The sequence below is a fragment of the Micromonospora sp. IBHARD004 genome (assembly GCF_052814115.1).
Genome location: NZ_CP199934.1, coordinates 4,798,946 through 4,813,290 on the forward strand (window position 1 = coordinate 4,798,946; position 14,345 = coordinate 4,813,290).

10 protein-coding genes are annotated in these 14,345 nt (G+C 72.5%); 1 reads left to right on the forward strand and 9 read right to left on the reverse strand.

The window, feature by feature from the left end; all coding sequences use genetic code 11:
• Nucleotides 1-136 precede the first annotated feature (136 nt).
• From whiA to rapZ, 3 genes are read right to left on the reverse strand one after another with little or no spacing between them, the layout of a single operon-like run.
• Nucleotides 137-1,117 carry a DNA-binding protein WhiA gene (whiA, locus tag ACTWO6_RS23370; protein WP_446215933.1) on the reverse strand — a complete coding sequence of 327 codons (981 nt, stop codon included), beginning with the start codon at nt 1,115-1,117 and terminating at the stop codon, nt 137-139.
• Between the two features lie 54 nt (nt 1,118-1,171).
• On the reverse strand, nt 1,172-2,164 hold the full coding sequence (locus tag ACTWO6_RS23375; RefSeq protein WP_446215934.1) for a gluconeogenesis factor YvcK family protein: 993 nt from the start codon (nt 2,162-2,164) through the stop codon (nt 1,172-1,174).
• Nucleotides 2,161-3,048 carry an RNase adapter RapZ gene (gene rapZ, locus ACTWO6_RS23380; protein WP_446220743.1) on the reverse strand — a complete coding sequence of 296 codons (888 nt, stop codon included), beginning with the start codon at nt 3,046-3,048 and terminating at the stop codon, nt 2,161-2,163. The genes ACTWO6_RS23375 and rapZ overlap by 4 nt, the downstream gene beginning before the upstream one ends.
• Before the next feature lie 292 nt (nt 3,049-3,340).
• On the opposite strand from rapZ, the gene recQ reads away from it, so the two are divergent.
• Nucleotides 3,341-5,182: a DNA helicase RecQ gene (gene recQ, locus ACTWO6_RS23385; protein ID WP_446215935.1), complete on the forward strand. Its 1,842-nt coding sequence runs from the start codon at nt 3,341-3,343 to the stop codon at nt 5,180-5,182.
• 67 nt (nt 5,183-5,249) lie between these two features.
• Here the strand turns inward: recQ and ACTWO6_RS23390 are convergent, their stop codons facing one another.
• The 6 genes from ACTWO6_RS23390 to rsgA form a co-directional block, all read right to left on the reverse strand.
• Nucleotides 5,250-5,906: a C39 family peptidase gene (locus tag ACTWO6_RS23390; protein ID WP_446215936.1), complete on the reverse strand. Its 657-nt coding sequence runs from the start codon at nt 5,904-5,906 to the stop codon at nt 5,250-5,252.
• A 626-nt stretch (nt 5,907-6,532) separates the two neighbouring features.
• On the reverse strand, nt 6,533-8,473 hold the full coding sequence (gene uvrC / locus ACTWO6_RS23395) for an excinuclease ABC subunit UvrC (RefSeq protein WP_446215937.1): 1,941 nt from the start codon (nt 8,471-8,473) through the stop codon (nt 6,533-6,535).
• Between the two features lie 121 nt (nt 8,474-8,594).
• Complete coding sequence (locus tag ACTWO6_RS23400; RefSeq protein ID WP_446215938.1) at nt 8,595-9,080, reverse strand: Rieske (2Fe-2S) protein; 486 nt, start codon at nt 9,078-9,080, stop codon at nt 8,595-8,597.
• Nucleotides 9,081-9,381: 301 nt separating this feature from the next.
• On the reverse strand, nt 9,382-9,864 hold the full coding sequence (locus ACTWO6_RS23405) for a Rieske (2Fe-2S) protein (protein WP_446215939.1): 483 nt from the start codon (nt 9,862-9,864) through the stop codon (nt 9,382-9,384).
• A 147-nt stretch (nt 9,865-10,011) separates the two neighbouring features.
• Nucleotides 10,012-12,954, reverse strand: a complete 2,943-nt coding sequence (gene uvrA / locus ACTWO6_RS23410; protein ID WP_446215940.1) for an excinuclease ABC subunit UvrA — start codon at nt 12,952-12,954, stop codon at nt 10,012-10,014.
• Nucleotides 12,955-13,149: 195 nt separating this feature from the next.
• Entirely contained in the window at nt 13,150-14,229 is a 1,080-nt protein-coding gene (gene rsgA / locus ACTWO6_RS23415) for a ribosome small subunit-dependent GTPase A (RefSeq protein WP_446215941.1), read from the reverse strand.
• Nucleotides 14,230-14,345 lie beyond the last annotated feature (116 nt).

Genomic DNA, 14,345 nt, shown 5'->3' on the forward strand with positions numbered 1-14,345 from the left:
ACCGCCCGAGGCGGTGAGCACGGCGAGGGATGCCTGTGCCGGCCCCCTTGCCGTACGCAGCGACCTTATCCGAGCGTGCGGCGTCGCGCTGCGCCGGGTGGTGATCCCGCTCGCATCATGCCGCCCCACCGTCCTATCAGACCACGAGCATGTCGGGCGTGACGGCCGCTTCCGTATCCGGGATGCCCAGGTCGCGCGCCCGCTTGTCGGCCAGCGCCAGCAGCCGGCGGATCCGCCCGGCGATGGCGTCCTTGGTCAACGGCGGGTCGGCGAGCGCGCCCAACTCCTCCAGCGACGCCTGCCGGTGCTCCAGCCGCAGCTGACCGGCCGAGGTCAGGTGGTTGGGCGCGTCGTCGGCGAGGATCTCCAGCGCGCGGGTCACCCGGGCGGCCGCGGCGACCGCGGCGCGGGCGGACCGGCGCAGGTTGGCGTCGTCGAAGTTGGCCAGCCGGTTCGCGGTCGCCCGGACCTCCCGGCGCACCCGCCGCTCCTCCCAGGCCAGCACGCTGGAGTGCGCGCCGATCCGGGTGAGCAGCGCGGCGATCGCGTCGCCGTCCTTGACCACCACCCGGTCCACCTGACGCACCTCGCGGTTCTTCGCCACGATGCCGATCCGGCGGGCGGCGCCGACCAGCGCCAGCGCCGACTCCGGGCCGGGGCAGGTGATCTCCAGGGCGCTGGAGCGGCCCGGCTCGGTCAGCGAGCCGTGCGCCATGAACGCGCCCCGCCAGGCGGAGACCGCACAGCAGACGTTCGCGGCGACCACGTGCGGCGGCAGACCGCGCACCGGCCGGCCGCGCACGTCCAGCAGCCCGGTCTGCCGGGCCAGGGCCTCGCCGTCCTTCACCACCCGGACGATGAAGTGGCTGCCCTTGCGCAGCCCGCCGGAGGCGAGCACGTGGATCTCGCTCGGGTAGCCGTAGACCTCGGCGATCTCCCGCCGGAGCCGCCGGGCCACCGCGCCGGTGTCCAGCTCGGCCTCCACCACCACGCGACCCGACACGATGTGCAGCCCGCCGGCGAAGCGCAGCAGGGCCGCCATCTCCGCCCGCCGGCAGCAGGGCTTGGGCACGTCGACCCGACTCAGCTCGTCCTTGACCGCAGCCGTCATCGCCATAGTGCGCCCCCTCACGGACCGGTACCGGCGTGTCGCCGGTGATTACGTACGTGCTTAACGATCGGCGCCCAGGACAGGCACCAGCGCGGCGCCCAGGGCGGCCGGATCATGCCGGGGCGTGCCGTCGATGACGGCGACGGGCGCGAGGAACAGCCGGGCACCCAGCGATTCTGCCGCACGTTCGACCGCTTCAGGATCACCCACCGCCTTGGAGTCGGCCAGCACCACGTCCACCTTCAACTCGGACAGATAGCGGTGCAGGGTGGCCAGATGGTCGGCCTGGGAGAGCCCGAGGGTCTCCTTCTCGGCCACCAGGTTGAGGGTGACCAGCCGCCGGGCCGGACTCGACACGATCGCGTGGGCCAGCCCCGGCACCAGCAGGTGCGGCAGCACGCTGGTGTACCAGCTGCCCGGCCCGAAGATCAGCCAGTCGGCCTCGGAGACCGCGGCCACCGCCTCCGCGCAGGCGGCCGGCGCCGCCGGGGTGAGCCGGAGCGACTCGACCCGGCCGCTGGTGACCGCGACCTGGTGCTGGCCGCGCACGGTGCGTACCTCGTCGGGGTGGTCGGCGTCGGCGCCGCGCACCCGGGCCTCGATGCCCACCGGCTGGCGGGACATCGGCAGCACCCGGCCGACCGCGCCGAGCATGGCTCCGGCGTGGTCGAGCGCGGCGACCGGGTCGCCGAGCAGCTCCATCAGGCCGCAGAGGACCAGGTTCCCGACCGCGTGCCCGGCCAGCGGGTCGGTGCCGGCCGCTCCCCCGGCATCCGCCGCGACGGCCGCGGCGGCGAAGCGGTGCTGGAAGAGCCCGGCGCTGCGCCGGGTGGCCGGGTGGTCGCCGGCCAGCGCGACGAGCGCCTGCCGCAGGTCGCCCGGGGGCAGCCCGCCGCGCTCGGCGCGCAGCCGGCCGCTGGAGCCGCCGTCGTCGCCGACCGTGACCACCGCGGTGATGTCCAGGTCCAGCTCCGGTACGCAGTGCCGCAGCGCCCGCAGGGACGCCGACAGGCCGTGCCCGCCGCCGAAGGCGACCACCTTCCGGCGGATCATTCCCGCCCCAGGTCCCGGTGCTGGGCGTTGGCGGCGATGCCGGACTGGCGCAGCCGGGCGGCCAGCTCCTCGGCGATGGCCACGCTGCGGTGCTTGCCGCCGGTGCACCCCACGGCGACGGTCAGGTAGCGCTTGCCCTCCCGCTCGAACCCGGCGGTGGTGGCGTTGACCAGGTCGGCGTACCCGGCCACGAAGGCGTCCGCCCCCTCCTGGCCCAGCACGTACGAGCTGACCGCCTCCTCCCGCCCGGTGTGCTCCCGCAACTCCGGCACCCAGTACGGGTTCGGCAGGAACCGGGCGTCCATCACGAAGTCGGCGTCGGTCGGCAGCCCGTACTTGAAGCCGAAGGAGAGGACGGTGATCCGCAGCCGGCGGGCGTCCTCGCCGCCGAAGAGCTCCTCGACCCGCCGCCGGAGCTGGTTGACGTTGAGGTGGCTGGTGTCGATGATCACGTCGGCCTGGTCGCGGGCCTCCTCCAGCAGGGCACGCTCGACGGCGATGCCGTCGGCCAACCGCCCCTCGCCCTGCAACGGGTGCGAGCGCCGGACACTCTCGAACCGGCGGATCAGCACCTCGTCGTCGGCGTCGACGAAGACCACCCGCGGGGAGAAGCCGCGGTCCTTGAGCTCCCGGATCGCCCCGGCCAGGTCGGTGGAGAAGGCGCGCGAGCGGACGTCCAGCACCATCGCGGTACGCCGGGCGGCGCCGCCGGCCTTGAACGCCAGCTCGGCCATGTCCAACATCAACGCCTGGGGCAGGTTGTCGACCACGTAGTAGCCGACGTTCTCCAGCGCCCGGGCCACCGTGCTCCGCCCACCGCCGGAGAGGCCGGTCACCACGACCAGGCTGGTCTCCGCCTCGGTCGGCGCCGGCTGCCCGATCACCGGTTCCGCCCTCTCAGTCTCGGCCGGCACCAGGTCCGCCGTCGTCCGCGCCTCGCTCACCCACTACCCCCAAGCCGTGGCGCCGCGGCCCGGTCGGCCGCGCGTGGTCAATCAGCGACTCTAACGGCTGGGACCCCGCCCGGGATTCCACGGGGTGACGACCGGAACACCGGCTTGTCCGGTTCCGGCCCGAGAGCCGGCGGAGGCCGGGGACCGCCCGCGCGTCGCTCCCCCGGCCGGCGCGCGGCTCGGCGTCGGCCGGCGTGTCGGGGGACGCTCGTAGACTGCGCGGATGGTCTCCCCCACCGATCTGCGGACCGAGGACGCCCTGCGGGTGCTCAACCGGGTGTTCGGTTACGACGCCTTCCGCGGCTTCCAGCACGAGGTCGTCGACCACGTGGTGGCCGGCGGCGACGCGCTGGTGCTGATGCCGACCGGTGGCGGCAAGTCGCTCTGCTTCCAGATCCCCGCGCTGGTCCGCGACGGCGTCGCGGTCGTCGTGTCGCCGCTGATCGCCCTCATGCAGGACCAGGTGGACGCGCTCACCGCGGTCGGCGTGCGGGCCGGCTTCCTCAACTCGACGCAGGACCTGGCCGAGCGGCGGCGGGTGGAGGCGGCCTTCCTCGCCGGCGAGCTGGACCTGCTCTACCTCGCCCCGGAGGGGCTGGCCGTCCGATCCACCCTCCAGCTGCTGGAACGCGGCACCATCGCGCTCTTCGCGATCGACGAGGCGCACTGCGTGTCCCAGTGGGGGCACGACTTCCGTCCCGACTACCTCAACCTCTCGATGCTGCACGAGCGGTGGCCGGGGGTGCCGCGGATCGCGCTGACCGCCACCGCCACCAGCGCCACCCGGGCCGAGATCGCCACCCGGCTCCGGCTCACCGACGCCCGGCACTTCGTGGCCAGCTTCGACCGGCCCAACATCCAGTACCGGATCGTGCCGAAGCGGGAGCCGCGCAAGCAGCTGCTGAGCCTGCTCCGCGACGAGCACCCGGGCGACGCCGGCATCGTCTACTGCCTCTCCCGCGCCTCGGTGGAGAAGACGGCCGAGTTCCTGGTGCAGAACGGCATCCCCGCGCTGCCGTACCACGCCGGCCTGGACGCGGCGACCCGCGCCGCCAACCAGCAGCGCTTCCTCCGCGAGGACGGCCTGGTCATGGTGGCCACGATCGCCTTCGGGATGGGCATCGACAAGCCGGACGTCCGCTTCGTCGCCCACCTCGACCTGCCGAAGTCCGTCGAGGGCTACTACCAGGAGACCGGTCGCGCCGGCCGGGACGGCCTGCCGTCCACGGCCTGGCTGGCGTACGGGCTGCAGGACGTGGTGCAGCAGCGGAAGATGATCGAGACGTCCGAGGGCGACCTTGCGCACCGCCGCAACCTCGCCGCCCACCTGGACGCGATGCTCGCGCTCTGCGAGACGATCCGGTGCCGGCGGGTCCAGCTCCTCGAGTACTTCGGCGAGACGGCGACGGCGGCCTGCGGCAACTGCGACACCTGCCTCAACCCGCCGGAGTCGTGGGACGGCACCGTCGCCGCGCAGAAGCTGCTCTCCACCGTCTTCCGGCTGGACCGGGAGCGCAACCAGCGGTTCGGCGCCGGGCACTGCGTCGACATCCTGCTCGGCAAGCAGACCGACAAGATCACCCAGTACGGTCACGACTCGCTGACCGTCTTCGGCATCGGCACCGAGCTGCGCGAGGCCGAGTGGCGGGGCGTGGTCCGGCAACTGCTCGCCGAGGGCCTGCTCGCCGTCGAGGGCGACTACGGCACCCTGGCGCTGACCGAGGCGAGCGCCGAGGTGCTGGGCCGCCGGCGCACCGTGACCATGCGCCGCGAGCCGGAGAAGCCGGCATCCAGCCGGTCGGCGAAGCCACGCGGCGCGGCCACCGTGGCCGCCGAGCTGGACCCGGCCGCCGGGTCGATCTTCGAGCGGCTGCGCGCGTGGCGGGCGGCCACCGCGAAGGAGCAGGGCATGCCCGCGTACGTGATCTTCCACGACGCCACCCTGCGGCAGATCGCCACCGACGCGCCGGCCTCGCTGGCCGAGCTGTCCCGGATCAACGGCGTCGGCGAGAACAAGCTGGCGAAGTACGGCGAGTCAATTCTGGCCGTCCTCGCCGAGGACTGACCGTCGCGGAGACGCCGAAGGGCCCGGCCCCGGGTGGGGTCGGGCCCTTCGTGGTTGCTGGGGATCGTCAGGAGGCGGTGTAGCCGCGGGTGGCGATCCAGTCGGCGAGGTTGTCCACGCTCATCCGGTAGGAGGCCATGTTCGGGTCGGCCGAGTCGGCGATGGTCACGGTGTGGCCGTCGTCGCGGTAGCCGATGACGCTGATGTAGTGGCCGCCCTCGAAGGAGTGGGTGTTGCCGTCGGTGTCGGTGGCGGTGCCGGCGATGTTGGCGACCACGGCCCGGCCGTCGTCCACGGTGCGGACGATGTCGACGCGCAGCTTGTCGGTCTGCTTGTCGTCGGCCTTGTTGTCGCGGATCTCCACCGACTTGTAGACGTTCTTACCGGTTTCCTTGTTCAGGACCGGGGTGATGTCGTTGATGGAGTTGGTACCGGCCTCGGTGGTGCCCATCTCCTTGGCCATGGCGTCCACGTTGATGTCCTTGCCCTGCACGGACAGGGCGTTACGGGTCGCGGCCGGGCCGCAGTAGTAGAAGTTCGGCTGCGCCTCGTAGCGGACGTTGAGTTCCCGCTCACCGTGTCCCTTGCGGTCGGTGGTGACCGACGACGCGGCCTTCTCGGCGGGGGTGGCCTGCGCGGCGATGGCGGGGCCGGCGATGCCACCGGCGGTGGCGGCGACACCAGCGGCGGTCAGGACGGTCTTACGCAGCAGATCGGTACGCATGATGACGTCACGCCTCTCGTTCGGGGGGTGTGCGGCACACCCGCAAAACGCGGTGCGGCCGCGAAAGGGCAAAAAGTCTTGGAGGGGTCCGCCCGGCGATCGGGGGGTGACCTGCTCGGGCGGCCCGGGGGGATGTAACGACGGCCGGTGGCGGATCATTCCGCCGGGGCTCCCCGGTGGTGCGGGCTGCCGCGCGGTCTGCCATGTTCAACGACCCGGCCCCCGGCATGATTCCACCCCCGGGGTGGCCCCGACCACGCCTCACCAGGCCCAAAACCGGACACCGCGCCCACTGGGGCCGACCGCAACCGGGACATCCGGCCGCATCCCGCCCCCGCCCGACGAGCCGCACATCGACCGCACCCGACCCACCGCCACCCGGCATCGCGCGGCGCGGCAGCACTTTCCCTGATGTTGTGCGGATCTTGGTGCGCACGCCGGCAGGGCGGCCGGGCGCGGCGCGCTGAGTGGAACGCGCTGTTGCTGTCTCGGCGGGGTGGAGAGGTCCATGGAGTTCCACCCGTGGTGCCTGGTGCCCTGCTCCGATCGTCAGCGGGCCGATGTCGGAAACGGTGGGCTTGCGGGTCGCGCGGATTGGGGCGGTCCGGCCGTGCGCGGCGGGAGTGTCAGGGGGCGGGGGACGCCTTGGCGTCCTGGTCGAGGGCGGCCAGGATCGCATCGGCGGTGCGCCGGCCGACGCCGGGCACCTCGGTGATCTCCTCGACGGTGGCGGTGGAGAGCCGCTTGAGCGAGCCGAAGTGCCGCAGGAGCGCCTTGCGCCGTACGTCGCCCAGCCCGGGGACGTTGTCCAGCGCCGACTCGGTCATCCGCTTCGAGCGCCGCTGCCGGTGGAAGGTGATGGCGAAGCGGTGCGCCTCGTCGCGGACCCGTTGCAGCAGGTAGAGCCCCTCGGAGGTGCGCGGCAGGATGATCGGGAACTCGTCGTCGGGCAGCCAGACCTCCTCCAGCCGCTTGGCCAGCCCGCACAGCGCCACGTCGTCGATGCCCAGCTCGGCGAGGGCCTGCGCGGCGGCGGCGACCTGGGGCGCGCCGCCGTCGACCACCACCAGCTGGGGCGGGTACGCGAACTTGCGCGGCCGGCCGGTGGTCGGGTCGATGCCGGGCCGGTCCGGGTCGCTGGCGGTCTCCTCGCCGATCTCCCCGGTCTCGGCGCGGGTCTCCAGGTAGCGGGCGAAGCGCCGGCGCAGCACCTCGGACATGGCGGAGAGGTCGTCGGTGGCGCCCCGGACGATGAACCGGCGGTATTCGCCCTTGCGGGGCAGCCCGTCCTCGAAGACGACCATGCTGGCCACCACGTCGGTGCCCTGGATCTGGGAGACGTCGAAGCACTCGATGCGCAGCGGCGACGTCCGCATGCCGAGCGCGTCGCTGATCTCGTCGAGCGCCTTGCTGCGGGTGGTCAGGTCGCCGGCCCGCTTGAGCTTGTGCCGGGCCAGGGCGTCCTTGGCGTTGCGCTCCACGGTCTCCATCAGCGACTTCTTGTCGCCGCGCTGCGGCACCCGCAGCGACACCCGGCTGCCCCGGTGACTGGTTAGCCAGTCGGCGAGCGCGTCGGCGTCGGCGGGCAGCTCGGGCACGAGCAGCTCGCGGGGCACGTCGGTCTCGCCCTGCTCCCCGCCGTAGACCTGGGTGCAGAAGTGGTGCACCAGGTCGCCGGTGCTCACGTCCTCGGTCTTCTCCACCACCCAGCCGCGCTGGCCGCGGACCCGCCCGTCGCGCACGTGGAAGACCTGGACGGCGGCTTCGAGGGGATCGTCGGCGAAGGCCACCACGTCGGCGTCGGTGCCGTCGCCGAGCACCACGGTCTGCTTCTCCATCGCCCGCCGCAGGGCGGCGACGTCGTCGCGGAGCCGGGCGGCCCGTTCGAACTCCAGCTGCTCGCTGGCCTCGGTCATCTCCCGTTCGAGCCGGCGGACCATGGTGTCGGTGCGGCCGGCCATGAAGTCGCAGAACCCGTTGACGATGTCACGGTGCTGCTCGGCGGAGACGCTGCCGACGCACGGCGCGGAGCACTTGCCGATGTAGCCCAGCAGGCAGGGACGACCCACCTGGCCGGCCCGCTTGAACACCCCGGACGAGCAGGTCCGGGCCGGGAAGACCCGGAGCAGCAGGTCGAGCGTCTCGCGGATCGCCCAGGCGTGCGAGTAAGGCCCGAAGTAGCGCACCCCCTTGCGCTTGGCGCCCCGCATCACCTGGAGCCGCGGGTACTCCTCGTCGAGGGTGACGGCGAGGTAGGGGTACGACTTGTCGTCGCGGTAGCGGACGTTGAACCGCGGGTCGTACTGCTTGATCCAGGTGTATTCGAGCTGGAGCGCCTCGACCTCGGTGCCGACGGTGACCCAGTCGACCGACTCGGCGGTGGTGACCATCTGCTGGGTGCGCTGGTGCAGGCCCCACAGGTCGGCGAAGTAGGAGTTGAGCCGGCTGCGCAGGTTCTTCGCCTTGCCGACGTAGATGACCCGGCCGGTGCCGTCGCGGAAGCGGTAGACCCCTGGCGACTCCGGGATGGTGCCGGGCGCGGGACGGTAGGTCGACGGATCAGCCACCCACCAAGCCTAATCCGCCCCTCCGACACCCTCCCCCACCCGCCACTCCGGTGATCATGAAGTTGCGTCAGTCTGGATCTCCTCCACTGCCGCCAACCTCATGATCGACGATGCCGGGGGGTCAGGCGAAGGAGATGTGGTCGCCCTGGACCTTGATCCCCTTGGGCGGCAGGGGCCTGGTCGCCGGGCCCTGCTTGACCGATCCGTCGGTGATCGAGTACTTGCTGCCGTGGCAGGTGCAGTTGATCGTGCCGCCGTCGATGTTCGACACCGGGCAGTTCTGGTGGGTGCAGATCGGATCGAAGGCCTTGAACTCCCCCGGGTTCGGCTGGGTGATCACCACACCCTGGGCGGCGTAGATGGCGCCCCCGCCGACCGGGATGTCCGCGGTCCTGGCGATCGATGCCGCACCCTGCCGGTCGCCACCCTCGGCGTCACCGGCCGTCGCCCCCGGGCCACCGCTGGTTGGCGCGGTGGCGCCGTCGCCGGAGTCGTCGCCGCCGCCGCAGGCTGCCAAGAGCACCGATGCTCCCACCGCCCCGGCGCCCGCGAGCAGCGCCCGCCGGGTCTGCGTACCGGGTCCGGTCAATACCTGATCGTCACTCATCTCCGGCCTCCCTGTCGACTGCCACCGCCGGTCGCGATCGGCGGCCACACCGTGCACACGCAACACTGTGCCGGAGGGTTCACCCAATCGCCCACAAACCACCGCCGATGCCGGTGGATGGCGTCCCGTAACGCGCTTGATCACTATGACCCGGCACTCCCGGCCAGCGGAGGGGGACCCGCCGCCCGGCGCCCGAGCACCAGCCGCGCGGCTGGTGGGGTGGGCGCCGGTCGGGTGGGCTATCGCTGGGCGAGGCGCAGGCCGGAACGGGACGGACGGGGCCGGAACCGGGCGGCGCGGGTCAGGCCAGGGAGATCTGGTCGCCGGTGACCTTGATCTCCCTGGGCGGGAGCGGCCGCTTGGCCGGGGGCGTCTTGACCGAGCCGTCGACGATGGAGAACTTGCTGCCGTGGCAGAGGCAGTCGATCGTGCCGCCCTCGACGCGTGAAACCGTGCAGTTCTGGTGGGTGCAGATCGAACTGAAGCTCTTGAATTCACCCTGGTTCGGCTGCGTGACCACGACGCCCTGGTCGCCGAAGATCTTGCCGCCACCGACCGGGATGTCGGTGGTCTTGGCCAGCGGCCGGCCGGCCGCCGGATCGCCGCCGCCGGTGCTCGTGGGGGTGGGGCTGGCGGTGACGGTGGTTGGGGGGGCGGCGGCGTCGTCGGAGTCGTCGTCGCCGCAGGCGGCCAGGACCGCCGCCACGCCGACCGCGCCCGCACCGGTGAGCAGGGCCCGACGGCTCTGCGTACCGGGCTCGGTGATCACCTGATCCTCGCTCATGCCTCGCCCCTCTCTGCCGCCGCGCCTGTCATGAGTCGCGGTCACGTTCCTGCACGCAGAGACCACTCTGTCAGACGGTTCACCCGGTTTGCGGGGATTCTGGCCGGCCACGACCGGGCCGGTCACCCCATCGTGGAGGCGAGGAGGTCAGCGTGCCCCGGCGGGCACCTTCTTCGTACCCCGGGGCTTGGCGCCGTTGGCCTTGGCCGCCCGGGTGGTGGCCGCCCGGGCGCCCTTCGCCTCGCCGTCGAGCTTGAGCACCTGGCGCAGGAACTGGCCGGTGTGGCTCTCGGTCACCTCGGCGACCTCCTCGGGAGTGCCGGTGGCGAGCACGCTGCCGCCCCGGTGGCCACCCTCCGGGCCCATGTCGATGAGCCAGTCGGCGGTCTTGATCACGTCCAGGTTGTGCTCGATGGTGATCACCGTGTTGCCCTTGTCGACCAGGCCCTCGAGCACCATCAGCAGCTTGCGGATGTCCTCGAAGTGCAGGCCGGTGGTCGGCTCGTCGAGCACGTAGACCGTCCGGCCGGTGGAGCGCTTCTGCAGCTCGGAGGCGAGCTTGACCCGCTGCGCCTCACCGCCGGAGAGGGTCGGCGCGGGCTGCCCGAGGCGGACGTAGCCGAGGCCCACGTCGTTCAGCGTCTTGAGGTGCCGGTGGATGGCCGGGATGGCGGAGAAGAACTCGGCCGCCTCCTCGATCGGCATCTCCAGCACGTCGGAGACGGTCTTGCCCTTGTAGTGCACCTCCAGGGTCTCCCGGTTGTACCGGGCGCCCTTGCAGACCTCGCAGGGGACGTAGACGTCCGGGAGGAAGTTCATCTCGATCTTGATGGTGCCGTCGCCGGAGCAGGCCTCGCAGCGGCCACCCTTGACGTTGAACGAGAACCGACCCGGGCCGTACCCCCGGACCTTGGCCTCGGTGGTCTCCGCGAAGAGCTTGCGGACGTGGTCCCAGACCCCGGTGTAGGTGGCCGGGTTGGACCGCGGCGTCCGGCCGATCGGCGACTGGTCGACGCCGACGACCTTGTCCACGTGCTCCAGGCCGGTGACCCGGGTGTGCCGGCCGGGGACCAGCCGGGCGCCGTTGATCTGGTTGGCCAGCACCGCGTACAGGATGTCGTTGACCAGCGTCGACTTGCCGGACCCGGAGACGCCGGTGACCGCGATGAGCTGGCCGAGCGGGAACGAGACGGTGAGGTTGCGCAGGTTGTGCTCCCGCGCCCCGTGCACCACCAGCTCCCGGTCGGGGGTCTGCGGGCGCCGCTGCCGCGGCGTCGGGATCGACTTGCGCCCCGACAGGTACGCCCCGGTGACGGACTCCTGGTTTTCCAGCAGGGCCGGCACCGAGCCGCTGTGCACGATCTTGCCGCCGTGCTCGCCGGCGCCCGGGCCGATGTCGACGATCCAGTCGGCGACCCGGATGGTGTCCTCGTCGTGCTCGACCACGATCAGCGTGTTGCCCAGCCCGCGCAGCCGGATCAGGGTCTCGATCAGCCGGTGGTTGTCCCGCTGGTGCAGGCCGATCGACGGCTCGTCCAGCACGTAGAGCACGCCGACCAGGCCGGAGCCGATCTGGGTGGCGAGCCGGATGCGCTGCGCCTCGCCGCCGGAGAGGGTGCCGGCCGCGCGGTCCAGGGAGAGGTAGTCCAGGCCGACGTCGAGCAGGAACTTCAGCCGGGCGTTGATCTCCTTGAGCACCCGCTCGGCGATCATCTTCTGCCGGTCGGTCAGCTCGATGCCGGCGAGCAGCTCCGCCGCCTCCCCCACCGACAGGTTGCAGACCTCGGCGATGCTCCGGCCGGCCAGGGTGACCGCGAGCACCTCCGGCTTGAGCCGGGTGCCGCCGCAGGCCGCGCAGGGCACGTCCCGCATGTAGCCCTCGTACTTGTCCCGCGACCACTCCGACTCGGTGTCGGTGTGCCGGCGCTCGATCCACTGCACCACGCCCTCGAAGCCGGTGTAGTAGGAGCGCTCGCGGCCGTACTTGTTGCGGTAGCGCACGTGCACCTGGTCGTCGGAGCCGTGCAGGATCGTCTTCTGCGCCCGCGACGGCAGCGCCCGCCAGGGCGTGTCGATGTCGAAGTGCTGGCTCTCGCCGAGCGCCTCCAGCAGGCGGAGGAAGTATTCCAAGTTGTGCCCGGTCGCCCAGGGCTGGATGGCGCCCTCGCGCAGGCTGCGCTCCGGGTCGGGCACGAGGAGCTCCGGGTCGACCTCCTTCTTGGTGCCCAGGCCGGTGCACTCCGGGCAGGCGCCGTACGGCGCGTTGAAGGAGAAGACCCGGGGCTCCAGGTCCTCGATCGCCAGGGGGTGGTCGTTGGGGCAGGCCAGGTGCTCGGAGTAGCGCCGCTCGCGATCCGCGTCGTCCTCGGGCAGGTCGACGAAGTCGAGCAGCACCAGGCCGCCGGAGAGGCCGAGCGCCGCCTCCACCGAGTCGGTCAGCCGCTGCTTCGCGCTCGCCTTGACGCTCAGCCGGTCGATGACCACCTCGATGGTGTGCTTCTCCTGCTTCTTGAGCTTCGGCGGCTCGGTCAGCGGGTGCACCACGCCGTCGACCCGGGCCCGGGCGTAGCCCTTGGCCTGGAGCTCGGCGAAGAGGTCGACGTACTCGCCCTTGCGGCCGCGGACGACCGGCGCGAGCACCATGAACCGGGTGCCCTCGTCCATCGCGAGCACCCGGTCGACGATCTGCTGGGGGCTCTGCTTGGAGATCCGCTCGCCGCAGACCGGGCAGTGCGGCTCGCCGATGCGGGCGAAGAGCAGTCGCAGGTAGTCGTAGACCTCGGTGATGGTGCCGACGGTGGAGCGCGGGTTGCGCGAGGTGGACTTCTGGTCGATGGAGACGGCGGGGCTGAGGCCCTCGATGAAGTCGACGTCGGGCTTGTCCATCTGGCCGAGGAACTGCCGGGCGTACGACGACAGCGACTCGACGTAGCGCCGCTGGCCCTCGGCGAAGATGGTGTCGAAGGCCAGGCTCGACTTGCCCGACCCGGAGAGCCCGGTGAAGACGATCAGGGCGTCCCGGGGCAGGTCGAGACTGACGTCACGCAGGTTGTGCTCGCGCGCGCCACGGATGATCAGTCGGTCGGCCACGGTCCGTGTACTCCCGGAAGAAGAAAGTGGGGCGGATCTGTCCGCTCCGAGCGAGGTCTGAGCGGTTTACGGGCGCAGAAGAGACGCCTCGGCAACTTTAGCCCCGAGGTACGACAACATTCCGCGCCCGCACATTCCCCCAGCTCACACCGGTGTACGCCGGCCCGGTCCGGGCCGGCGTACACCGCTGAGGGGTCAGTATCCGCCCGGCGACGGGGGCGGTGCCGGACGCCCCGTCCGCCGTCGGCCGCCGCGCCAGCCGCCGCGACGTTCGGCGGCCAGCCGGACCTCCCGACGGCGGCTCTCGAAGGCCACCTCCCGCTGCAGCCGGCGCCAGCTCTCCCAGCGCCGCGTCGGCAGCTCCCCGGTCTCCAACGCCTCCCGCACGGCGCAGGCGGGCTCGCCGTCGTGCGCACAGTCGGCGTACCGGCAGCCGGTGGCGAGCTCGACGATGTCGGCGAAGGCCCGGTCCAGACCGGCCGACCCGTCCAGCAGGCCCACCGCCCGGACCCCCGGGGTGTCCACCACCGCGCCCCCGTGCGGGAGCGGCACCAGCGCCCGCCAGGTGGTGGTGTGCCGGCCCTTGCCGTCGACCCGGCGGATCGACTGGGTCGGCATGACGACGGCGCCGGCGAGGGCGTTCACCAGGCTCGACTTGCCGGCCCCGGAGGGCCCGAGCAGGCCGAGCGTCCGCCCGGGGGCGACGAACGGGCGCAGCGGGTCGAGCCCGAGGCCCTGTTCGGCGCTGACCGGCAGCACCGGCACCCCGGGTGCCACGGCGGCGAGCTGGCGGGCGAGCGCGGCCGGATCGGCGGCCAGGTCGACCTTGGTCAGCACGATCAGGGGCCGGGCCCCCGACTCGTGGACCAGGGAGAGCGCCCGCTCGATCCGGCCGACGTCGGGCGCCGGGTGCACCGGCTCGACGACCGCGGCGGCGTCGAGGTTGGCGGCGAGCACCTGCCCGCTGGCGTCCTTGCCGGCGGTGCGGCGGACCAGCGCGGAGCGCCGCGGCAGCACCGCCTCGACGGTCCGCCGCCGGTCCGGCCAGGTCCCGACCAGCACCCAGTCACCCGCGCAGGGCAGCGCGCCCAGGTCCCGGGCGGCGGCGGCGAGGACCCCGCCGCCCAGGCTGGCCCGGACCGGGCCGTCGGCGCAGAGCACGGTGCAGACCCCACGGTCGACCCGGGCCACCCGGCCCGGACGGTGGTCGCTGCCCCGTCGTACGTGTGCCGCCCATCCGGCGTCCCAGCCGAGGGCGGTCAGATCGATGGTCATGGCATCCTCATCGGTGTCGAGGCGGTACATGGCGGAACACGCGTGCTACGACCGGCATGATCACCACCCCCACTCCGTCGTTCCGGTGCCGCGTTCGAAACGACGGTAGGGCGCGG